This window comes from Leptolyngbya sp. CALU 1928 (assembly GCF_056784215.1).
The window spans coordinates 154,666-176,082 of the sequence record NZ_JBXBCE010000004.1 but is presented as its reverse complement, the minus strand read 5'-3'; the positions used below and the strand labels follow the sequence as shown (position 1 = coordinate 176,082).

Genomic DNA, 21,417 nt, shown 5'->3' with positions numbered 1-21,417 from the left:
AGGAGTTGAAGAGGGAGTTATGAACTCGATCGCACGATATTGGACATTGGTGAAACTTGACCCGGCAGGACGCAGCCGGGTGGATGAACTGTCTGCTGCCAAGGAGTTTTTTCAGCAGCAAATTGATCAAACTTTGGAACAAGATTTGGCGATTCAAAAACAATTATTAGAGTTGGTTAGGAATGAAACAAATAACCACGATCGCAGGATGGCTGAACTCTGTTTACGTTGCTTTATCTCTCACCAAATTGAGCAAGTTTGCATCCAGCTAGAAACTCAGTTTGGCGACTACTACGGCTTCACTCGCTATGATTTGTTTGCTTTTGTTCTAGATGACGATGGCAGCACACCGCACACCGCACAATATACTCCCTATCAATCCTTATCTTTGCAAATACTCCAAAAGTTTGACCCCGATCGTGCCAGCCTCACCACCTGGACGATGCGACTTGTGAAACAACAGCATGAACTCAATGCCTTTCTGCTAGAGCAAGGATTGTGTATGTTGAGCGATTGGGCAATTTTGAATGACACCAAGCCCAAAAAGCTGCGCCGAGTTCTGACTCAGTTTCATCATTTAACAGAACCGGAGGTGCAACAGGCAACCCGCTTATTGGAAAGCTATCATGCCGTTTACCGTCGAGATCGCATCCTGCAAGCACAAAAAGGAGCCTGCCCAGATCCCACGACCGCACAACTCCAGGAAATCGGCGATCGTCTCCAGCAGCAAAACAGCCGCAACCTTCCGACTGATGTAATTTTGACTCGCCTGAATGCCTTGGCTGAGCGTCTGCGGCAATATCGCATTGCTACAGGAGGAGGCAAACCACCCAGTCGATCGCTGGATCAACCCGATACATCGATCCTAGATGAATTAAGCCAAAATTCGACTAATCCAGGGGATGATGACTCACAAATCGAGTTTCTGCAAACCTATCGGCAGCAATTTCTGGGATGTCTAGACAATTCACTCCAACGGGTCGTTCGCGATCGCCTACAAGCCCTGAAACCAGACAAACAGCATCATTTTCTCACTGCCCTGAAGCTATTTCACTGTCAGAAACTGGCAATGGGTGCGATCGCTCAACAAATTGGATTGAAGGCTCAATATCAGGTTACTCGGTTATTAAAGCTCGATGAACTCCGAACTGATGTGCGTCATTGGATGATCCAATGTTTGAAAAATGCGGTTCAAAATGTAGTGCTGAACTATGTTGAGCCATCCCATTTAGACACAATCGATCACCAAATTGCCGAAGCACTTGAAGCGCAAGTGGATGATCTAATCCGGCAAGACCAGACCAGTGCCAAGACCCCAAAAGACTATGTTTCGGACAGTTTATTCGCTCGAAGTCTATGTCAGTATCTCGATCAGCTAGTGGCTCCTAACTCTTGACTCTTATCACTTATCAATAGTTAGAAATCAAACGCTAATCGCTAAAAGCTATTGACTACAAGCTAAAAATGCATGAGGTTGTTATGAATTCCATGAACGGTTCAGATTATTTGGAGATGTTGCCACCCAGGGCGATCGCGCTCACCGTTGGGCAGGTTGATCAAGCAAAGCAACGCAGTTGTGCTGCCACCAATCCAAATCAACAATGGCAAACCTATTTAAATGCATTAGCTTTACTTGGGTTTGAGCAATGGCTTCATCAAAGAGCAAGTGATGTTTTGACCCGTTCATCAGACGATTCAATCATGCAGTTATCGGCAATGCCTCCAGTCGTCTGTAATATTATCGTCAATGATTTTAAGGTTTGTCTAATTCCAGTCGAAAGTCAGCCCGATGAGGTTGAAATCCCTGCTGTTGTCATCGACTCTCCTGAATTTGCAGCCCACTTTTATGTGACAGTAGCAGTCTATGAAGAACAGTCCCAGATTGCCGTTCATAGCTTCCTGCGTCACGACCAACTCACTGCCCAATTGCGATCGCTTCAGCCCGATGCCGACAATCTTTACTCCCTTCCCATCACCCACTTCGAGCCTGACTTAGATTCTCTTCTCCTCTACCTGCGTTGCTCTCAACCCGCCGCAATTCCTTTACCTGGCAGCCAATCAACACTCAATACTCCGCACTTAGCACTCCGCACTCCGCCTTTCAGTCCTGCGATCAACGTCCGTCGCTGGCTGCAAAACGAGTTAGACGAACTAGCTCAACAACTCTCCTGGATACTCCTGCCGCCCTTAGCGTTTAGAGAAGCCATGCGGATCACCCCCAGGGTTGTCAACCCCCCCACTCCCCAGGAAAGCTTTGAAGGAGTCCTCAAACAACTCGTGCGAAACGGCATGACCTTACCTGCTGATGCTCGTATTGCTTATCAAGACTTGGATATTGGGGCAGTTGCCGCTCGACTGTATGCGATCGCAGGCACCTTAAACAACCACCCACAAACTCCCGAATGGACCTTACTGATCGTATTGGGAGCGCGATCGCCCAGTCCACTTCCACCAGGTACTCAGCTTCAAGTCAATGAAGCCAACTCTGTCCTAGCACAGCAAACCCTGAACCCATCAGATACCTACCTATATGCAAAAGTTGTTGGCAGCTTGGATGAACAATTCCTAGTCATGATCGCGACCCCTAATAGCGATACGTTAACCTTACCTCCATTTGCTTTCCAAGCTAGTAGCTAATCCCTTTTCTTCAATGCCCGACAGGGCTGTACAGCTAAGAGCCATACTTTATGTTCTCCTTCCGTCTCAAAATCTGGCACATTGAGCAAACTTGCGTCTTTGAACTGTCCTGGGGAAAAGGACAACAATTAACGGCAAAACTACCATTTCCAAACACTTTAAGGACTCACTACCAGCACTGGCAAATGGCTTACATGGAGTTCTATCAGTCTCAGGAATTTCAACAGACTTTGTTTCGAGCGCGAGTAGAGATGAGCGGCAGTATGGCGACCCCAGGGATCGATTGGCGTGCCAGATTGGTGCAAGCGGAAGCAGAACTGACCGCAGAGTTTCATCATTGGCTCAGTAGTGCAGAGCTGTTGAAAATTAGGCGAGAAATTGCATCGGGAGGGCAACAAACTATTGCAAAGATGAAGCATCGTCTGACGACCCACCCAGTCGATGTATTTCTCACGTGCGATTCTGTAGAACTGGAGCGACTACCGTGGGAAACCTGGGAAATTGGCACAGAGTTTGCGGCAACTCAGATGATCCGGCTGGTACGAACCCCCGCCAATATCGAGGCTACACCGGAACCACGCAAACATCAGGGGAAAATGCGAATTCTGGCAATTTTGGGAGATGACACGGGCTTAAATTTTCAGACCGAGCGAGAGGCTCTGAAGTCCCTTGAGTCACTCGCGGAAGTAACTTTTATGGGTTGGCAAGCCGGAAAAGCAACGGATCATTTGCTGGAAGACATTCAGCAGGCGATCGCAAATCCCAGCGGTTGGGATATTGTTTTTTTTGCCGGACATAGTAACGAAAGTAATCTCACGGGTGGGGAATTGACCATCTCCCCCAATCAATCCATCTTAGTCAGTGAAATTGCACCACAGTTACTTCTGGCAAAACAGCATGGCTTACAGTTCGCAATCTTCAATTCCTGTCAAGGCTTAAGTATTGCCAATTCATTGATTAGTTTAGGTCTAGGACAGGTCGCTGTCATGCGTGAACCGATTCATAACCAAGTTGCCCAAGAGTTTTTAGTTCGATTTTTACGGCAGATGGCAACCTATCAGGATGTTCAAGATGCTCTACGCTTCACCTGCCAATCTTTCAAGCTGGACAAAAATCTCACCTATCCCTCAGCTTATTTAATCCCTTCCCTATTTCGCCATCCGGACTCCATTCCCTTTCGGCTCAAACCCTTTGGCTGGAAAGAAAAGCTAAAACAGTGGATGCCCACAAAAGTAGAGGCGATCGCGCTCACCACCCTGATCTGCCTGAGTGGGTTCATTCCGGTGCAGGAGTGGCTGTTGGCACAACGGATTCTAGTTCAAGCTCACTATCGGCAACTGACGGGTCAATTCAATCAGGTTCAGTCTCCTCCCATCTTGCTGGTACAAATTGATGATCAAACCATTCAAAAATTGGGTATTTCGTCTGTTTCACCCATGGATCGTAAGGTGCTGGCACAGTTGGTGGATCAGGCAACGGCTCTGGATGCTCGTGTGATTGGACTGGATTATTTGTTAGATACGCCCCAACCGAATGATGCTGTTCTGCGTCGATCACTGGAAACAGGCGTGACGAATAACCAAAGCTGGTTTGTGTTCGGGTCGAAACGCAACAAGGCAGGGGAGTGGATTGGGATTCGCCCGGAAATTGCGTCCCCGAATTGGAGTCTCTCAGGAGATTTGTGGACTCCCTACTGGCGAATTCGCCCGTTGCCCTGGTCAGATGCGCGGTTGCTGCCGTTCTCGTACACATTGGCAACCGCCTTGCAACTGCAAAACCAATTCCCCTCTGAAACGGCTTTCACTCCTCCCCGCCCTAACTTGCAAAACCGATCGCGGTTATCACCACAGTTCAAAGCCTACACCCAGGAAATTGGAGCACCGTTGATCACACAACGGATGAAACTCCACCCCATCACTGCCTTTTCCTACAGTCTATGTCATCCCTGGGGAGAAAAGCCGCTTTGCCATCGCTGGTTGCAACCCCTGCTCGATTTTTCGCTTCCACCCCAACAGGTTTATCAATCTGTGTCAGCCTGGAAATTTTTGCAACAGCCAACAGCCACTTTGCAGGCAGGCGATCGCCCCTCTTTGCAAGAAGCCATCGTCATCATTGCGCCGGGTGGCTATGACCAAGCCGGTATTACTCAGGTTGGCGAAGATAACCCACCGCTACCAGCGGCGATCGCTTACTGGCGACAGCAACGAGGTGATCTCAACGAAACATTCACGGGGGGTGAAATTCATGCTTACATGGCTCATCACTTTTTGAAACACCATTTGATTACCCCAATTCCTGATCTCTGGCTTGTGTTGCTGGCGGGTCTCATTGCCAAAGCCATTGCCCTTAGCCTGAAGCAGCGTCAACTGAAACCAACGAACGGGATAATCATTTTAGGGTTTGCAACGATTAGCTATGGGGTCATTAGTCTGCAACTCTATATCACTGCTGTCATCCTATTACCCTGGCTGTTACCGTCTGTTGTTGTCTGTAGCTATCTATTGCCACCCTTTTGGAGCCGCCATCATCATGCCTAGAATTTCCTCCACTTCTTTGTCAATCCTGGTGCTGTCCAAGTGGGCGATCGCCCTGACGCTTCTGCTACCGATCTCATTACTGGAGGCTGCGATCGCCACGCCACAACCCACTTGGCGATCGGTGTTTTTGAATTGGTTGGATGGCGAACCGCCGGATAAAAGCAATGGCGGGACTAGTGGTGGCAGACCAACGGATGAGTTGTGTGCCATTGCTCCCAACGCTGGTAATGGCATTTGGACAACCCAGCCGATTTTTGTCTGGCAGGGAAATTACAGGGTGATCGGAGTCCGTCTTGCAGGGGATAACCCTGTATTTTGGTGGAAAACTGTGTCAACGCCCAATCAAGCAGTACCGAATCAGTCATCTAGCCGATTGAGCTACACAGGCAAGGCATTAGTCCCAGGAACAGCTTACGAGTGGGTCTTTTTTGTTGACCAAAACAGGCGATCGCCCATAGCGTCAGTGCCATTTAAGGTGATGGATAGGAAAAAACGCGACCTGATCACCGCTGGTCTAGCAAAACTAGATGTCAAGCGAAAGGCAGCAGGCGAAAGCAATGAATCCAGAGCACTACAACGGGCTAACTACTTTGTGAAGCAAAAAAGCTGGACAGATGTTATTCAAGAGGTTTATTCAGTCAAAAAGCCTTCAGCAGAACTGCAAAAAGTGGCTCAGGAACTTGAGCAAACGATTTGTCCATCACAGAAATAGGCGATCGACTAGACACTCAAAATCGGGTAATAGCGGAGAGGTCAGCATTCTGTCGTGGGTTGGTTCATACCACATCCACGACGAATCCTGAGCTTACGGGTAAATCATTAACAGCTAACCACTTTGCATATGTTCCATTGGGTTTGAGGGAAAAAAACTTGTTACTCAAAATGCCCCTAACCATGAACATTGACTCAATGGATCGAGCGGAACTGATGCAACAGTTGAGATCGCTTGTTGAGGAAGCAAAACGCTATCCAGCAGGCAACTTACATCGCCAGAAAGCCCTGACCAAAGTAATTCGGCTGCTTCCTGCCTTGCTTTGGAAAGAGCAATCGCCCCATTACAACGACGCACTTCAGCAGACCTTTGAATACTTTTGCCGCTATGTTGATCGCTATGACCCGGATCGCGGCAGTGTTGTTACTTGGCTGAACAGTTATTTGCGTTGGCGACTGATAGATTTGTCTCAACTAGCCAGAGAAGTGCCGTTTAGTCAATTCAGTTATCATAACGATGATGGTGATTCGCCTTTTGCAGATATCCCCGATCCGGCAGACCGCACACCTTTATCGATCTTGGACTGTGTGCAGGAATGGGTAGAAACTGACCCTACAGGAGACCTGAAAAACCTGCACATCAAAAAGCATCCTCATGTAACAGCACAATTATTGATTTTGCGGCGGCTACCCCCTGAAACAAGCTGGGGAACTTTATCTAAAACGCTGGGAATTAAGATTCCAACTCTTTCTACTTTCTATCAACGGCACTGTATACCTCGTTTGCGAGAGTTTGGTAAGGCGCAAGGATATCTGTCATCAACTAAATAGCTATTAGCTATTAGCTATTAGGTTTTTAAAGGTAGAAGTGATCACGGATATTGACTCGTGGAGAATGATCTACAGTGGTGCAGACTCTGGGTGCGACGCGATCGCTCCCTCTCTCGATTCGTCCTCATGCTGGTACTGGCAACACCGATCACCTGCATCACCAGCCCCGCCGAGATCGCGCCACAGGCATCGGGAAAGGGCGATCGTCCAGGCTAAAAACTAAAAGATTGGATGAATCAGCGCCGTCGCTGTCAGATTAGGGTGATAATTTTCACGATAGATAAAAACGATAAAAGGTGCATATGCTCAATCCCGCTGGAGGGAGAGCTGACTAGGTATTGTAAATCAGAGGAAAGCGGATGCGTTATGGTTGCGAGATCGCGGTAGCAGGCTTGATGGCAGGGCTGATGGCAATGACCACGGGAGTGGGGCTACTGGAGATTTCTCTGGTCGTGGCGCAAACGGTAGAGCCAAGAAAGGTAGAGGCGGATCGGCTGTTACGACAAGGTGGTGAGCAATATCAAGCCAGCCAGTTCGCAGCCGCGTTGCGATCCTGGCAGCAAGCCTTGAAGCTTTACCGGGAACTTAAAGCCTATGGAGGTGAAGGTACTGCTCTGGGTAATCTAGGAGTCGCCTACGCCGCTTTGGGTGACTATGGCAAAGCGATTGAGTATTACCAGCAATATTTGGCGTTTGCTCGCGAAGTCAAAAACCGCCAGAGCGAAGGACGTGCATTGGGCAATCTAGGAGCTGCTTACAATTCACTAGGCAACTATGACAAAGCGATTGTCTACCATGAACAAAGTTTAGCGATCTTGCGGGAAATCAAAGATCACAAAGGCGAAGGAGCTGCCCTCGGCAATCTGGGCGATACTTACTACCAACTAAGCAATTATGCTAAAGCGATTGAGTATCAGAAGCAGAGTTTAGCGATCGCCCGTGAAATCAAAGACCGGAGGAACGAAGGAAATTCCCTTGGCCATTTGGGACTTGCTTACGACGCTCTGGGTAACTATGGCAAAGCGATCGAGTATCAAGAACAAAGTCTAGCGATCGCCCGCGAAATCAAAGACCTCCAAGGCGAAGGTAGTTCCTTGGGTAATCTGGGCGATACTTACCGGACTCTGGGCAACTACGCTAAAGCCATTGAATACACAGAACAAGGTTTAGCGATCGCCCGCGAAATCAAAAATCGTCGTGGAGAAGGCAATGCCTTGGGTAATCTCGGCACCACTTATGACACCCTGGGCAACTACGCTAAAGCCATTGAATACACAGAACAAGGTTTAGCGATCGCCCGCGAAATCAAAAATCGTCGTGGAGAAGGCAATGCCCTAGGCAACCTTGGAGTTGTTTACTGGCGCCTTGGCAACTACGCTAAAACAATCGAGTATCAGGAACAACGTTTAGAAATCGCGCGGGAAATTAAAGATCGTCTTGGAGAGGGCGGAGCTTTGGGCAATTTGAGTCTTGCGTCTTTGTCCTTGGGCAACTATGCCAAAGCGATTGAGTATCAAGAACAAAGTTTAACGATTGTACGGGAGATTAAAGACCGCCTTAGGGAAGGTCAATCCCTAGGGAATTTGGGACTTGCTTACCTTTCGATGGGCAACTACACCAGAGCCATTGAGTACCAGCAGCAGTCTTTAGCGATCGCGCGGGAGATCAAAGATCGACGAGGGGAAGGAATTGCCTTGAATAATTTAGGCTTGGTACTCTTCAAATCTGGCAAGCTGGCGGCGGCGGAGAAGCCCCTGATGGATGGCATTGTGGTTCATGAATCGATCCGGCAAACCGGAGTTGGAAACAACGATGCCAACAAAGTTTCTATTTTTGAAGAACAAGCTCGCACCTATCGCATATTGCAGGAAGTCCTGGTAGCTCAAAATAAACCGAACGCTGCCTTGGAAATTGCCGAGCGGGGGCGGGCACGGGCGTTTGTGGAGTTACTGGCGCAGCGGTTGGCACTGGATCAAACAGGAAGGCAATCCACTTCATCAGTTGCCCCATCCGTTACTCAGATGCAGCAGATTGCGAACGCTCAAAATGCCACCCTGGTGCAGTATTCCATTCTCTATGACGACTTCAAGCTTCAGGGAAAACGGGAAACTCGTCAATCGGAACTTTACATCTGGGTGATTCCGCCGACGGGAGCCATCAGCTTTCGCAAAATTGACCTCAAACCACTGTGGCAGCAAAACTCGTCTTTGGCAGATCTGGTGGTGCAAGGTCGGCAATCAATGGGTGTTAGGGGACGTTCGGATATCGTCGTTGCCCTGTCATCGGAACGACTGAAGCAGCAGCAAGAACAACAGACCCAAAAGCTGAAACAACTGCATCAATTATTGATTCAGCCGATCGCCCCTCTCTTACCCAAAGATCCCACTCAGCGAATCATCTTCATTCCCCAAAGCGAACTCTTTCTGGTGCCCTTTCCGGCGTTGTTGAATGCCAGCGGTCAATCTTTGATTGAGCAACACACGATTCTGACCGCCCCCTCTATTCAAGTGTTGGAACTGACTCACCAGCAGCGAACACGCTTAAGTAGTAAGAATTCAACTCAAAACTCAAACCTTAAAACTCAAAATTCTTTAATTGTCGGCAATCCCACTATGCCGAAAGTGGTGACACAACTGGGGAGTAAGCCAGCGCAGTTGACTGACCTACCCGGAGCAAAACGGGAAGCATTGGAAATTGCCAAACTGTTCAACACCCAAGCGATTACAGGACAGCAGGCAACCAAAGCGACGATCGTGCAACAGATGCTCAATGCGCGATTCATTCACTTTGCCACACATGGGTTGTTAGATGACTTCAAAGGCTTGGGTGTGCCAGGGGCGATCGCTCTTGCTCCGTCTGGCACTGGTCAACTCAATGATGGCTTACTCACCTCAAACGAAATTCTGGATATGAAACTGAATGCGGAACTCGTGGTGTTGAGTGCCTGCGACACCGGGCGCGGCAGGATTACAGGCGATGGCGTGATTGGACTGTCGCGTTCTTTGATTACCGCCGGAGTGCCCAGCATTGTGGTTTCCCTGTGGAAAGTGCCCGATGACCCCACTGCCTTTCTGATGACCGAGTTTTACAAGACCTTACAAAAGTCACCGGACAAAGCCCAAGCGCTGCGGCAGGCGATGATGACGACGAAACAAAAATATCCTGATCCGCTCAACTGGGCGGCATTCACATTCATTGGAGAGGCAGAGTAATCGCTGTTAACCATTCCTCTTGCATAAGTCTCTGCCTCTAAGAGTGATAAATCCTTGAACCCAATCGAGGAACCTCTGATGAACTCTTTCAAACAAGTTGGATTAACTGCCTGTGTTGCCCTGATGACTGGATACGCGATCGCAACAATGCCCCGTGTTGCCCAAGCCATCGCAATTCAGCCCACAGCCACAGCATTACTCGACACGAAAACAAAAGAATCGGCACAGTCAGAAGATCAAGCGCAGCAGTGGTACGACCAGGCATGGAAATTGATCGAGGCAGGCAAGCCGCAGCAGGCATTAGCACTGTTCGATCGCGTCCTCAAACAGTATCCCAACCATGCACCAACCCACGCGGGTCGTGGACAAGCCCTATATGACCTGAAGCGCTATTCAGAAGCGATCGCAGCGCTCCAGCAAGCCGTAAAATTGGATGCTAAACTCGTGAGTGCCTGGATTAATCTGGGCAATGCCTTGGACGACGGAGGACAGCCTCAAGCAGCCCTTAAAGCCTATGACCAAACAATTCAGCTTGACCCTAAGAAAGTAAACGCCTGGTACAACAAAGGCGTGACTCTGGGCAGATTGAAGCAGTACAAAGACGCGATCGCTGCCTATGACCAGGCGATTGCCCTAAACTCTAAGTATGAAAATGCCTGGTATAACCGGGGTGTGGCACTGATCAGGCTGGAACGCTATCGAGAAGCGATCGCGGCGTTTGATCAAACCTTGCAGATTAACCCAAACAACAAGGATGCCCAGCAAAATCGGGAGATTTTGGTGCGAAAAGTGGGTCAAGTTCCTCGCACGAATGCAGTATAAAGCGGCGGCAACATCAACGTCCTGCGGTTAATACTTGGCTAGCTGTGAGCATTAGAGACGCAAATAAGGGGGACAGGATTGCCGCCTCACCCTGGTAAACCTGTTCCTCATAGAGTCCATCGACCCATTGGAAAATCGTCACTTTCTGGGCGATCGGGTCTACAATCCAATACTCCGGAATCTGCCGTGCCGCATACTCGGTGCGCTTATGTCGATAATCCCGGTTTTCCTGCTTTGGGCTAACTACTTCAACAACCAACAATGGCGGTGGCATATCTTGAGTAATCAAAGATTGCTTCGCACCTTCTAGAGCGATCATGACTTCCTCTGACAACACCATTAAATCCGGTTCCCGCGCTGTTGCTCTTGACCCACTCACGGCAATCTGTGTTTTCATGGCTATTTGATCTTCAGGAATGCCAAATTGGACAAATTGGTTCAGCAAAAAAATAGCAATTTTAATGTTTAGTCGGCTTTCGGGAGGCATAGCGGTCAGTTCTCCATTCACCAACTCATAGCGGGTATCGGTGCCATCGTCATAGTTGAGGTACTCCTCAAGAGTCATGGGTTTTGTGGCAACAGACATGGCATCTACCTTATGTGTGCTTAACGGTTCCACTCTGGATGTTCTGATGATAACTGCTACGTTTCATTTTTTAGAACTGCATAACCTCATTTACTTGAGAGTGATAGATTAACGTCGATCGCCCTCCAAAACGGAACGATCGCACTCTGAACAAAAGCGATCGCACTTCAAGCGAGAACGATCGCATTTCAAACAAGATCGCGCTACTGAGCTAAAAAACTCTCGGCTGCATAACCTTACCTCACTGAGAGGGATAAGATACTAATCGCGGTTTTCCTACGGAGTTCACAATGCGTTATCTCAATGCTGGTTTTGCTTCCGCCTTACTGCTTGTGTCTCCAATGTCACCTATTTCGCTTCAAGGTGAGGTGGTGCAAGCGCAAACGGTTCAAGACCGCAAGGCTGCGGTTCCGGTGTTGGCGCAGGCAGGGCAGGATCGGCAGGTGGAAGAAGACCGAGTGTTGCAGCAGTGTAGACAGGATCTTCAAAACAATCAGTATGAGACAGCTTTGCTATCCTGTGAGCAGGCGTTACGTGCCTTTCAACAACTTAAAAATCAAGGTAGTGAAGCCAGGTCACTGATTAATCTAGGACGTGCTTACGGTTCGCTGTCGCAGCATGACAAAGCCATCAGCTACTTCCAGCAGGCATTAGCAATCGCCCAACAAATCAAAGACCGTGCGGTCGAAACCATTGCATTGAATAATTTAGGCGATGCTTACTGGTCGCTGTCGCAATATGACAAAGCCATCAGCTACTATCAACAGGCATTGCCCATCTACCAGCAAGTCAAAGACCGCAACGGTGAAGCGAAGGCATTGAATAATCTAGGCATTGCTTACTGGTCGCTGTCGCAATATGACAAAGCCATCAGCTACTATCAACAGGCATTGCCCATCTACCAGCAAATTAAAGACCGCAATGACGAAGCGAAGGCATTGATGAATCTAGGCATTGCTTACGGTTCGCTGTCGCAATATGAGAAAGCCATCAGCTACTTCCAGCAGGCATTGTCTATCTTCCAGCAAGTCAAAGACCGCAATGGCGAAGCGGGTGCATTGAATAATCTAGGCATTGCTTACGGTTCGCTGTCGCAATATGACAAAGCCATCAGCTACTATCAACAGGCATTGCCCCTCTACCAGCAAGTCAAAGACCGCAATGGCGAAGCAAGTGCATTGATGAATCTAGGTCTTGCTTACAATGCGCTGTCACAATCTGACAAAGCCGTTAGCTACTATCAGCAGGCATTGCCCCTCTACCAGCAAGTCAAAGACCGCAATGGCGAAGCAAGTGCATTGATGAATCTAGGCATTGCTTACTGGTCGCTATCGCAATATGACAAAGCCGTTAGCTACTATCAGCAGGCATTGCCCCTCTACCAGCAAGTCAAAAACCGCAATGGCGAAGCGGGTGCATTGACGAATCTAGGCAGTGCTTACCTTTCGCTGTCACAATCTGACAAAGCCATCAGCTACTATCAGCAGGCATTGCCCCTCTACCAGCAAGTCAAAAACCGCAACGGCGAAGCGAGTGCTTTGACGAATCTAGGTCTTGCTTACAATGCGCTGTCGCAATATGACAAAGCCGTTAGCTACTATCAGCAGGCATTGCCCCTTTTCCAGCAAGTCAAAGACCGTAGTGGTGAAGGAACTCTCCTGAGCAACATTGGTGTCCTGCTAAAGAACCAGAAGCAACCAGAGTTAGCGATCGGCTTCCTCAAACAATCGGTCAATGCTTATGAATCTATTCGCCAAAATATTAGAAAGCTGCCCCGCGAAACGCAAGAAATTTACACTAGCTCAGTTGCTAAAACCTATCGTGAGTTGGCAGATCTCCTCCTGACTCAAGGACGCACCCGCGAAGCCCAATCAATCTTGGAGCTTCTCAAAGTTCAGGAATTACAAGGTTACGGAAAAGATCAGGAAACCAACGCATCACCCGTCCAATTTCCTCTCCATCCTCTAGAGTCTCAAGCGCTCCAAGCCTTTGAGCAGATGATCGCCGCCAAAGCTCTCTCCCTCGAAACGCTGAAAACGATCGCTCAACCTCTGAGCCAAAACCGCGATCGCATCACCCAGGAAAGCAACAACACCCCCAGCGCGATCGGCAATCCCCAAGCGGTTCTCCAAGCTAATCCCAATGCTCTACTGATTCAAAACCTGGTCGTGGGCGACAAACTCTGGGTGGTCTGGACGAATGCCAGTGGCAAAACCACCGCGATCGTCGTTCCCAACGTCACCCAAGCTCAACTTACCAACACTATTGAACAATTCCGCAAGCAAATCGGCTCCCCTTACAGCAACCTAAATCAACTCAAAGCCACCAGCAACCAGCTTTACAACTGGCTGATCCCACCCCAACTGCAAGCCGAACTCGCCAAAAATCCCAAACAACACCTGATCTTCTCCCTCGATCACGTCACCCGCTACATCCCCGTCGCCGTCCTGTTCGACGGCAAGCAATACCTGGCTCAGCGCTACACCCTCTCCAACCTGATCACCACCGCCAGCGACACCCGCGATCGCCTTTCCCTCAACGGACAGTCTCCTACCATCCTTGCCCTCGGTATCACTAAAGCCTTCCCAGGCTTTAACGCTTTGCCAAACGTAGCGGCTGAACTGAATGCGATCGTCCACGATGGCAACAACAAGGGCATCTATCCCGGCAAAATCCGCCTCGACGCAGCCTTCACCGCCAACAGCCTGCGCGACAACCGCGACCCCTTCCGCGTTCTCCACATCGCCACCCACGGCAGCTTCAATCCCAAGAGCATCACTGACTCCTTCCTGCTCCTGGGCGATGGCAACCACCTACCCATTACCGACATTGCCAAACTCACCAACCTCAACACCACCCACCTCGTCGTCCTCAGCGCCTGCGAAACCGGACTCAGCGGCTCGGCTCAAGATGGCACCGAAATCTCCGGCATCAGCGGCTATTTCCTCTATCGCGGAGCCAAATCTGTCCTCGCCTCTCTCTGGTCGGTCAACGATGCCAGTACTGCCTTAATCATGCAACAGTTTTACAAACACATTGCGGCGGGTATGACGAAAGCTCAAGCGTTGCAAACCGTCCAGCAAGATTTGATCAACAGCAAATTTATCGCCAAGGATGCACCCCAGCGATCGGATATTGAACCGAAGGTGATCGGGAGCGATCGCGCTCCCAGTACCGCCAACTTTTCCCATCCCTACTACTGGGCACCGTTCATCTTGATTGGAAATAGTCTGTAGTTGTTAGCCGTTAGCTGTTGGCTGTTTCTAGAAGCTAAGAGCGAATCGCTAGCAGCTACCAAATAGTGAATAGATTTGTTTGATTCAATCATTACAGCGACTCGCTATGCGGTGATTTCAACGGTGATTGAAGTGGTGCCGGGATAGGGAAAAGGTTAGGTCGCGATCGCGTATTGCTTCAACTGCTGCTCACATTGCTGAAACAGATAGTTCACGGCTCCAAACAGCAGTTCTAGTTCTTGAAGACTGTAAAAAGGGATGTTTCGGGTAAAGACCTCTGCTTCCAGCTTGCCAAATTGCCAGCTTATGCCATTGGAGTTGATGCCAAAGACCTTTATGGGTGATTGGTTTAACCGCTGCGCTGCAATCATTTCTGCGAGGCACTGCGCCCAGGCTGCTTCAAAGTTATCTTGTTTCGCTTCCACTAGTAACAGGTAGGGTTTGTCGAATACGACTTTACCCAAGGGCGATCGCGTTGCCAGAATATACTCTGGAAAACCTGACAGTTTGTTATCAAAGCTAAGCGCCTGATGGCTCCAGATCAAAAAGTTCTGCCGATAGTGTTTCCAAACTTCTTTTAAAACTGGATAAATCAGGTTCTCACAGATGGCAAATTCAGAGTTATCGACCACCCCTTCTTGAAGCATGAGTTGCAAATCATCCCGGAAATGTGCTGGGATTGGAAAGGGTGAAGGTTCCACAAACCCTGCTTCGGTATAGCGCACCTTAAATTCCTGAACCACTGCACCAATGGTTTTAAATTCGCTGTAGGACATGATATCTCGGCGATCGCATCACGGTCGCTTTCATCCTAGTACACATTCTCATTCAGGAGATCGCCCGTTAGTCATCAGAGATCGCGGGGCTAAACCTTTTGGAAGGTAGCCTACAATCAAGAGGAAGCAACCCTTGGTATCATGAGTGTTGATCGCTTGGAATTCCCGCTGGCTAAAGCTGAGTATTTATTCAACCATACAACGGCTCCCGGAGAAGGCGGTGATAAACAAAAATTTTGGCGAACAGTCTTGGGATTTGAGAGTCCAGAAGCCATTCGAGAGTCTATCCTGGCAACCGTGACGATTGATAGCCTCGAACCCAGAGAGCCAAACGACTATGGTGAGAAATATCAAGTTACCGTAGTCATTGAGGGACCTTCGAGCGTTGCTTGGCGCATCCGAACTGGATGGATTGTCTTAACTGGAGAAAATGTTGCTAGATTTGTCACCGCAGTTCCAGAACGATTTGGGAGGCAGCAATGAGCCAATTTCAACTGTTTGATTCGATTAAACTCAAAGAACCCATTGCGCTTGACACAGGCGGCACAGCCCCAGTCGGCTCATCGGGTGCGATCGTAGAGGTGTTCAACAATGGCGAAGCCTACATGGTGGAACTGTTTGGCGGATGGGTAAAAGAAGAGGTGGGCAAAGATTTCATCCCGACCGATCGCGATGATCCTGACTCGTTTATGGAAACAATCGGCGTTGAAACGGTGTATCCTCACCAAATTTATCTGGTTAAGCCTGCTCGCGAAACGGTTGGTATCCGTGCCCAGATCCTTGCTCTGATCGACGAACTTCCTGAAGCGACGCTGGAAGAAGTGAGAGATTTCGCTGAATTTCTCAAGTACAAGCAACGTCAGGCGATCGCGTCACGGTCGCTTTCATCCTAGTACACATTCTCATTTCGGCGATCGCCCAGGCTGCAAACCGGAATGCTGGAAATCAAGAGCGTGATCGCTGGGGAAATACTACAACTGCTGCAATAATCGGGTCAGTTTGTGCGATCGCGTCGCTGCTGCCCCTGCATAACCTCCCAAGGGTGGGAGTGATATAAACGTTGTTGAGCTATTATCCCCCCTGATGCACCACCCAAACCGCTCCTCGAAACTGAGATGGACATCCACCCTGCTCTCTCTGTGCTTGTTCACTGGGGCGATCTGCGGGTCGCTGGGAGTGCCCAACAGCAGCTATGCTCAATCCACCCCGCCTCTCTCGGTGGAACAGACAACGGCTCTAGCAGAAGCAATGCGGTTGAATCAGCAAGTGGAGCAGCTTTACCAGCAGGGCAAGTTTAATCAGGCGATTCCGCTAGCGGAGCAGGCATTAGCCATCCGCCAACGCGTCCTGGGCAAAGACCATCCTGATGTCGCTCAAAGCCTGAATAATCTGGCAGAACTTTATCGTGCCCAGGGACGCTACAGTGCCGCAGAACCGCTGTATCAACGCAGCTTGCAGATTTATGAAACCCAGTTGGGCAAAGACCATCCCCTTGTCGCCACCAGCCTGAATAATCTGGCATTACTCTACAGTAACCAGGGACGCTACAGCGCCGCAGAATCACTCTATCAACGCAGCTTGCAGATTTTGGAAACCCAGTTGGGCAAAGACCATCCTGATGTCGCCACCAGCCTGAATAATCTGGCAGCACTCTACCGTGACCAGGGGCGCTACAGTGCCGCAGAACCGCTCTTTCAACGCAGCTTGCAGATTTATGAAACCCAGTTGGGCAAAGACCATCCCCTTGTTGCCACCAGCCTGAATAATCTGGCAGGACTCTACAGTGCCCAAAGACGCTACAGCGCCACAGAACCGCTGTATCAACGCAGCTTGCAGATTCGGGAAACCCAGTTGGGCAAAGACCATCCTGATGTCGCCACCAGCCTGAATAATCTGGCATTACTCTACCGTGACCAGGGGCGCTACAGTGCCGCAGAACCGCTGTATCAACGCAGCTTGCAGATTCGGGAAACCCAGTTGGGCAAAGACCATCCTGATGTCGCCACCAGCCTGAATAATCTGGCATCACTCTACAGTAACCAGGGAGATACTACCCAGGCAATATCCTTTCTAGGTCAAGGATTACAAATTCAAGAAGCAAATTTGGATACCAATCTATTAGTGGGTGCTGAGACTCAAAAGCGCGACTACATTGCGACCCTCCAGAGCACCACCGATTGGGCAATCTCTCTGCACCTCCAACAAGCCCTTACCAATCCCAAAGCAGCCCGCCTCGTCCTCACCACTATCCTGCGCCGTAAGGGTCGTATCCTGGATGCCCTCAGCGATAACCTCACCCGCCTGCGCCGAAATCTCACCCCCGCCGATCAACAACAGCTCGATCAATTGGCAACCGTCCGCACCCAATTGGCAACCCTCTACTATGGCGGTTTGGGCAACCGTGCCCCAGAGCAATACCGCGCCCAAATCGATACTTTGCAACAGCAGGCAACCCAACTGGAAACCGACCTCAACAACCGCAGCGCCGCCTTCCGCACCGCAAATCAACCGATCACGCTTGAAGCCATTCAAAAACAAATTCCTGCTAATGCTGCCCTGGTTGAACTGGTGTCGTACCAACCCTTCAATCCCAAAGCCACGCAAGCTGAACAGTGGGGCAAACCTCGCTACGCCGCCTACATTCTCTCGACCCAGGGCACCATTCAAGCCGTAGACCTGGGTGAAGCCGCACCGATCGATCGCCAGGTCGAAGCCTTCCGTCAGGCACTCCGCAGCCGCGCAGCCGACATCAAACCCATCGCTCGTCAACTCGATGCCGTGCTGATGCAGCCGATTCGAGCAAAACTGGGTACTATTCGCAACCTGTTGATCGCCCCCGATAGCCAACTCAACCTGATTCCCTTTGCCGCCCTGGTCGATGAGCAAAACCGCTACTTGGTCGAAACTACCAACATTAGCTATCTCACCTCCGGACGTGACTTGTTGCGTCTGCAAACCCCCATCGTTAGTCGTCAGTCCCCCATCCTGATCGCCAACCCCGATTACGCCAATCCTGGTAATCCCACCTCCGCACGTAAGAGCAGGTCTAGCAATGCCATTGTTGCATCCGTTAAACCCTCAGCCAAACCCGCATCTATAGGGGAGCGCAATCGTGGCAATCAACGCTCCTCCGATATCGCACGACTACAATTCCGCCCCCTGCCTGGTACGGCTGAAGAAGCCAACGCGATCGCCCCCAAATTCCCCGGAGTCACTCTGCTCACCGGAAACCAGGCAACCGAAAACGCGCTCAAGCAGGTGCAGGCTCCCCGCATTCTCCACATCGCCACCCACGGTTTTTTTCTAGAAGATGTACCATTGCTGCCTGCTTCTACCAGTCGTGGCTTTGGCAATTCCCTGTTCCGCTCCGACCTGATTCCCAGAGTGGAAGAGGGCTTCCGTCCTCCCACCCGTCCCGGCAACACCGAAAATGCTCTGCTGCGGTCTGGTTTGGCATTGGCAGGCTTTAACCCCCGCCAAAGTGGAACCGAAGATGGCGTACTCACTGCTCTGGAAGCCGCTGGACTAAACTTGCGTGGCACTCAACTGGTCGTCCTCTCTGCCTGCGAAACTGGAATTGGCGATGTGGCAAACGGTGAAGGCGTATATGGCTTTCGCCGTGCCTTCGTACTGGCAGGAGCCGAGAGCCAACTGATCAGCCTTTGGAAAGTCGATGATATAGGCACCAAAGATCTGATGGTGAAGTATTACGACAAACTCTTGGCGAAGCAAGGTCGCAGTGATGCCCTCAGACAAATCCAACTGGAATTTCTTAAAAGTTCCCAATATCAACATCCCTACTTCTGGGCAGCGTTTATCCCCTCCGGTGATTGGCGAGAGATGAGATGACAGCCAATCGCTAACAGCTACTAGCCAATCATCAATCCCTTTATTTTTGGAGATCTTTGTATGACACGGAATCGTTTGGTTTCTATACTTCTGGTCGCAGGTAGTTTGGCGTTAGGGGGGATAACGCTTTGGCGCTTGATCACTCCCACGATCGCATCCGAAATTGAAGTTTCACGTCCCAGCTTGTTTTACACCTACAAAAGGCAGCGCATCTCTTTGACAGAGCGACCCGATGTGATCGCAGTGGCATTCAAACCTGTGATCAATACCAGAGGGGACGTGCAGCCACTCTATCAACAACTTCAGCAGGCATTACAGGCAGGCACACGAGATATCGACAGTGGAGTGGAGGTGAGTCCCTTGGGAGAAGGCTATGCGATCGTCAACCTGCCCACAGGACGAGGGATGGATAATACCGTGGCGCAACGGGCGCAACAACAGCCATTCGTGCAGGAAACGCTGCCTGTTCTGACTCGCCACGATCGCAAAGAGACGATCATCTTACCGAATGAGATTATCCTCAGTTTTCAGCCCGGATTATCGGAGGCTGAAAAGCGCGCCGTCTTGCAGCAAAATAAACTGGAAGTGATTCGTCCACTCCGCTTTAGCCGCGATCGCGTCCTGGTCAAAGCTGCCGCTGTTTCTGGGGTCGCAGTTCTGACGGTTGCCAATCAACTCAATCAAGTCAAAGGCGTGCGATCTGCCTCGCCCAACTTCATCCAATCCCTGTCGGAACAGCAGGGGCAAGAAGGGATCAATCAGTCAAGTTCATCCCCAGAACTGCAAACTTTTCAGCAATGGGGCAACTATCCTCAAGTCAGCAGCCGAGCGATCTCGCCCGAAAGTTCGTTGCTCAACCTGCAATGGCATCTCTACAGTCCACCTCTGAAGCAATGTTTAAGCGCGAAAACACCCCTCGAAAGTTGTTTAGCAACTGCGAAAGTCGCTGCCTCCTCCTCAGTGCCCCGCACGGATCTAAGAGTCACAGAAGCCTGGGAACAAAGCAATGGCGGACGGGGTGTGGTCGTTGCCGTGCTGGATAGCCTGATTCAATGGGAGCATCCTAACCTGCGATCTAGCCTTTACACCGTCACATCGCCAAACAAGTGTCCGGGTGAAAAATACGGGTGGGATTTTACCGTCGCGGCTCCAACTCGCACGGCTGATTCTTGCAAAATTGGCGACTCAGACACGCGGGTTAGCCCAACGGAATTGGCAATTCTGGCTCCACCTTTTCGGCACACCTTCCAACTCTCAGATGCCAAGTTGTTTCAAGAATATCCTGGTCTTGCCAAAAGAATCTTGCGGGACAATCCGACCCTTTCCAAACTGCAACTGGCAGCAGCGATGCGATCGTTCATCCGCAGTAACATTGCATCTGAGTTTCATGGCACCTGGGTCAGTGGCGTGGTGGCGGCTCAACCGCAAGCTGGAAAAGGTGTGGTGGGAGTGGCACCCAACGCCCAAATTTTGCCAGTGCGGGTTTTTGGCTTAAATGGTCAATTCATTTCCGCTCAGTTCCAAGAAGCTCTAGGATATGCGGCGGATCGGGGCGCGGATATCATCAACCTTAGTCTGGGTGGTAAGTTACCGAGTGAAGGCGATGAAGAACGGATCACCGATCTGCTGAAAGCCTATCCAAATCTGGTAATTGTCGCTTCGACGGGGAACGAAAATGAAACTCAAGTTGCCTTTCCATCGGCATTCTCTGGCGTGGTTGCGGTGGGAGCCACGAACCTCTCAGGCAACCGTGCGCCCTACAGTAACTTCGGCAAAGGCTTAACTCTAGTGGCACCTGGAGGCGACCTGTCATCGGGTTGGGTGGGTGGCATTCCCACCACAGGCGGCACCTGGTTACCAGAGTTCTGGCAAGGGCTTGCCACGCCAACTCGCCCTTGGAGTCCGGTGTTAGACCCCAGAGGTGAATATTGGTGGGTGGAAGGCACGTCGTTTTCCTCGCCTGCGATCGCGGGTGTGGTGGCATTGATGAAAGGCGAAGACCCGCAGCGCCGACTCAACCGCGATCGCCTCGTCTCCATTCTCAAATCCAGCGCCAGCTATGACGGACTTACCCTTTCTAAGGAGGAAACCAGCTTATACAATCAACGACTCAAAAAGCGCGAAATTGCCAGTTCTATTTCACCCCAGCAATACTTCTTCGGCAATGGACTCGTGAATGCAGATAAAGCGGTTAAAGCAGTGAGTCAAGCCCGGTAGCAA

General features: G+C 50.2%; 15 protein-coding genes. 13 read left to right on the top strand and 2 right to left on the bottom strand.

All coding sequences use genetic code 11. The annotated features are described in order from the left end of the window. Window positions 1–19: 19 nt before the first annotated feature. The 8 genes from AC1S5B_RS20435 to AC1S5B_RS20400 all read left to right on the top strand — a co-directional run bounded on the left by AC1S5B_RS20435 (window position 20) and on the right by AC1S5B_RS20400 (window position 10,750). Entirely contained in the window at window positions 20–1,396 is a 1,377-nt protein-coding gene (locus AC1S5B_RS20435) for a hypothetical protein (protein WP_482037537.1), read from the top strand. Window positions 1,397–1,479: 83 nt separating this feature from the next. Then, window positions 1,480–2,637, top strand: coding sequence for a DUF1822 family protein (locus AC1S5B_RS20430; RefSeq protein WP_482037536.1), 1,158 nt, complete (start codon window positions 1,480–1,482; stop codon window positions 2,635–2,637). Between the two features lie 50 nt (window positions 2,638–2,687). After that, the gene (locus AC1S5B_RS20425) at window positions 2,688–5,174 is read left to right on the top strand and encodes a CHASE2 domain-containing protein (protein WP_482037535.1); all 2,487 of its coding nucleotides are present in this window, start codon (window positions 2,688–2,690) and stop codon (window positions 5,172–5,174) included. Further along, on the top strand, window positions 5,167–5,886 hold the full coding sequence (locus AC1S5B_RS20420; protein WP_482037534.1) for a hypothetical protein: 720 nt from the start codon (window positions 5,167–5,169) through the stop codon (window positions 5,884–5,886). The genes AC1S5B_RS20425 and AC1S5B_RS20420 overlap by 8 nt, the downstream gene beginning before the upstream one ends. 182 nt (window positions 5,887–6,068) lie before the next feature. Then, on the top strand, window positions 6,069–6,716 hold the full coding sequence (locus tag AC1S5B_RS20415; RefSeq protein ID WP_482037533.1) for a sigma-70 family RNA polymerase sigma factor: 648 nt from the start codon (window positions 6,069–6,071) through the stop codon (window positions 6,714–6,716). A gap of 74 nt (window positions 6,717–6,790) precedes the next feature. Beyond that, complete coding sequence (locus tag AC1S5B_RS20410) at window positions 6,791–6,976, top strand: hypothetical protein (protein ID WP_482037532.1); 186 nt, start codon at window positions 6,791–6,793, stop codon at window positions 6,974–6,976. A 99-nt stretch (window positions 6,977–7,075) separates the two neighbouring features. Next, window positions 7,076–9,928 carry a CHAT domain-containing protein gene (locus tag AC1S5B_RS20405; RefSeq protein ID WP_482037531.1) on the top strand — a complete coding sequence of 951 codons (2,853 nt, stop codon included), beginning with the start codon at window positions 7,076–7,078 and terminating at the stop codon, window positions 9,926–9,928. A gap of 78 nt (window positions 9,929–10,006) precedes the next feature. Next, a complete protein-coding gene (locus tag AC1S5B_RS20400; protein WP_482037530.1) occupies window positions 10,007–10,750 on the top strand; it encodes a tetratricopeptide repeat protein in 744 nt (247 codons plus the stop codon). Window positions 10,751–10,763: 13 nt separating this feature from the next. On the opposite strand, the gene AC1S5B_RS20395 is transcribed toward AC1S5B_RS20400, so the two are convergent. Beyond that, the gene (locus AC1S5B_RS20395) at window positions 10,764–11,336 is read right to left on the bottom strand and encodes a Uma2 family endonuclease (RefSeq protein WP_482037529.1); all 573 of its coding nucleotides are present in this window, start codon (window positions 11,334–11,336) and stop codon (window positions 10,764–10,766) included. 290 nt (window positions 11,337–11,626) lie between these two features. Here AC1S5B_RS20395 and AC1S5B_RS20390 point away from each other — a divergent pair, with 290 nt between their 5' ends. Next, window positions 11,627–14,572 carry a CHAT domain-containing protein gene (locus AC1S5B_RS20390; protein WP_482037528.1) on the top strand — a complete coding sequence of 982 codons (2,946 nt, stop codon included), beginning with the start codon at window positions 11,627–11,629 and terminating at the stop codon, window positions 14,570–14,572. A gap of 155 nt (window positions 14,573–14,727) precedes the next feature. Here the strand turns inward: AC1S5B_RS20390 and AC1S5B_RS20385 are convergent, their stop codons facing one another. Beyond that, on the bottom strand, window positions 14,728–15,348 hold the full coding sequence (locus AC1S5B_RS20385) for a hypothetical protein (RefSeq protein ID WP_482037527.1): 621 nt from the start codon (window positions 15,346–15,348) through the stop codon (window positions 14,728–14,730). Between the two features lie 141 nt (window positions 15,349–15,489). On the opposite strand from AC1S5B_RS20385, the gene AC1S5B_RS20380 reads away from it, so the two are divergent. The 4 genes from AC1S5B_RS20380 (at window position 15,490) to AC1S5B_RS20365 (ending at window position 21,414) form a co-directional block, all read left to right on the top strand. After that, entirely contained in the window at window positions 15,490–15,831 is a 342-nt protein-coding gene (locus AC1S5B_RS20380) for a DUF6883 domain-containing protein (RefSeq protein WP_482037526.1), read from the top strand. Further along, a complete protein-coding gene (locus AC1S5B_RS20375; protein ID WP_482037525.1) occupies window positions 15,828–16,241 on the top strand; it encodes a DUF2281 domain-containing protein in 414 nt (137 codons plus the stop codon). The genes AC1S5B_RS20380 and AC1S5B_RS20375 overlap by 4 nt, the downstream gene beginning before the upstream one ends. A 190-nt stretch (window positions 16,242–16,431) precedes the next feature. Continuing rightward, window positions 16,432–19,197, top strand: a complete 2,766-nt coding sequence (locus AC1S5B_RS20370) for a CHAT domain-containing tetratricopeptide repeat protein (RefSeq protein WP_482037524.1) — start codon at window positions 16,432–16,434, stop codon at window positions 19,195–19,197. A gap of 60 nt (window positions 19,198–19,257) precedes the next feature. Beyond that, window positions 19,258–21,414: a S8 family serine peptidase gene (locus tag AC1S5B_RS20365; protein ID WP_482037523.1), complete on the top strand. Its 2,157-nt coding sequence runs from the start codon at window positions 19,258–19,260 to the stop codon at window positions 21,412–21,414. The last annotated feature ends 3 nt before the right edge of the window (window positions 21,415–21,417 follow it).

What these genes read in the sequence shown, in the direction of transcription:
- AC1S5B_RS20375 (WP_482037525.1), top strand. Translation starts at nt 15,828, where the DNA reads ATGAGCCAATTTCAACTGTTTGATTCGATTAAACTCAAAGAACCCATT.
- AC1S5B_RS20385 (WP_482037527.1), bottom strand. Translation starts at nt 15,348, where the DNA reads ATGTCCTACAGCGAATTTAAAACCATTGGTGCAGTGGTTCAGGAATTT.
- AC1S5B_RS20425 (WP_482037535.1), top strand. Translation starts at nt 2,688, where the DNA reads ATGTTCTCCTTCCGTCTCAAAATCTGGCACATTGAGCAAACTTGCGTC.
- AC1S5B_RS20430 (WP_482037536.1), top strand. Translation starts at nt 1,480, where the DNA reads ATGAATTCCATGAACGGTTCAGATTATTTGGAGATGTTGCCACCCAGG.
- AC1S5B_RS20400 (WP_482037530.1), top strand. Translation starts at nt 10,007, where the DNA reads ATGAACTCTTTCAAACAAGTTGGATTAACTGCCTGTGTTGCCCTGATG.
- AC1S5B_RS20390 (WP_482037528.1), top strand. Translation starts at nt 11,627, where the DNA reads ATGCGTTATCTCAATGCTGGTTTTGCTTCCGCCTTACTGCTTGTGTCT.
- AC1S5B_RS20415 (WP_482037533.1), top strand. Translation starts at nt 6,069, where the DNA reads ATGAACATTGACTCAATGGATCGAGCGGAACTGATGCAACAGTTGAGA.
- AC1S5B_RS20395 (WP_482037529.1), bottom strand. Translation starts at nt 11,336, where the DNA reads ATGTCTGTTGCCACAAAACCCATGACTCTTGAGGAGTACCTCAACTAT.
- AC1S5B_RS20380 (WP_482037526.1), top strand. Translation starts at nt 15,490, where the DNA reads ATGAGTGTTGATCGCTTGGAATTCCCGCTGGCTAAAGCTGAGTATTTA.
- AC1S5B_RS20370 (WP_482037524.1), top strand. Translation starts at nt 16,432, where the DNA reads ATGCACCACCCAAACCGCTCCTCGAAACTGAGATGGACATCCACCCTG.
- AC1S5B_RS20365 (WP_482037523.1), top strand. Translation starts at nt 19,258, where the DNA reads ATGACACGGAATCGTTTGGTTTCTATACTTCTGGTCGCAGGTAGTTTG.
- AC1S5B_RS20435 (WP_482037537.1), top strand. Translation starts at nt 20, where the DNA reads ATGAACTCGATCGCACGATATTGGACATTGGTGAAACTTGACCCGGCA.
- AC1S5B_RS20420 (WP_482037534.1), top strand. Translation starts at nt 5,167, where the DNA reads ATGCCTAGAATTTCCTCCACTTCTTTGTCAATCCTGGTGCTGTCCAAG.
- AC1S5B_RS20405 (WP_482037531.1), top strand. Translation starts at nt 7,076, where the DNA reads ATGCGTTATGGTTGCGAGATCGCGGTAGCAGGCTTGATGGCAGGGCTG.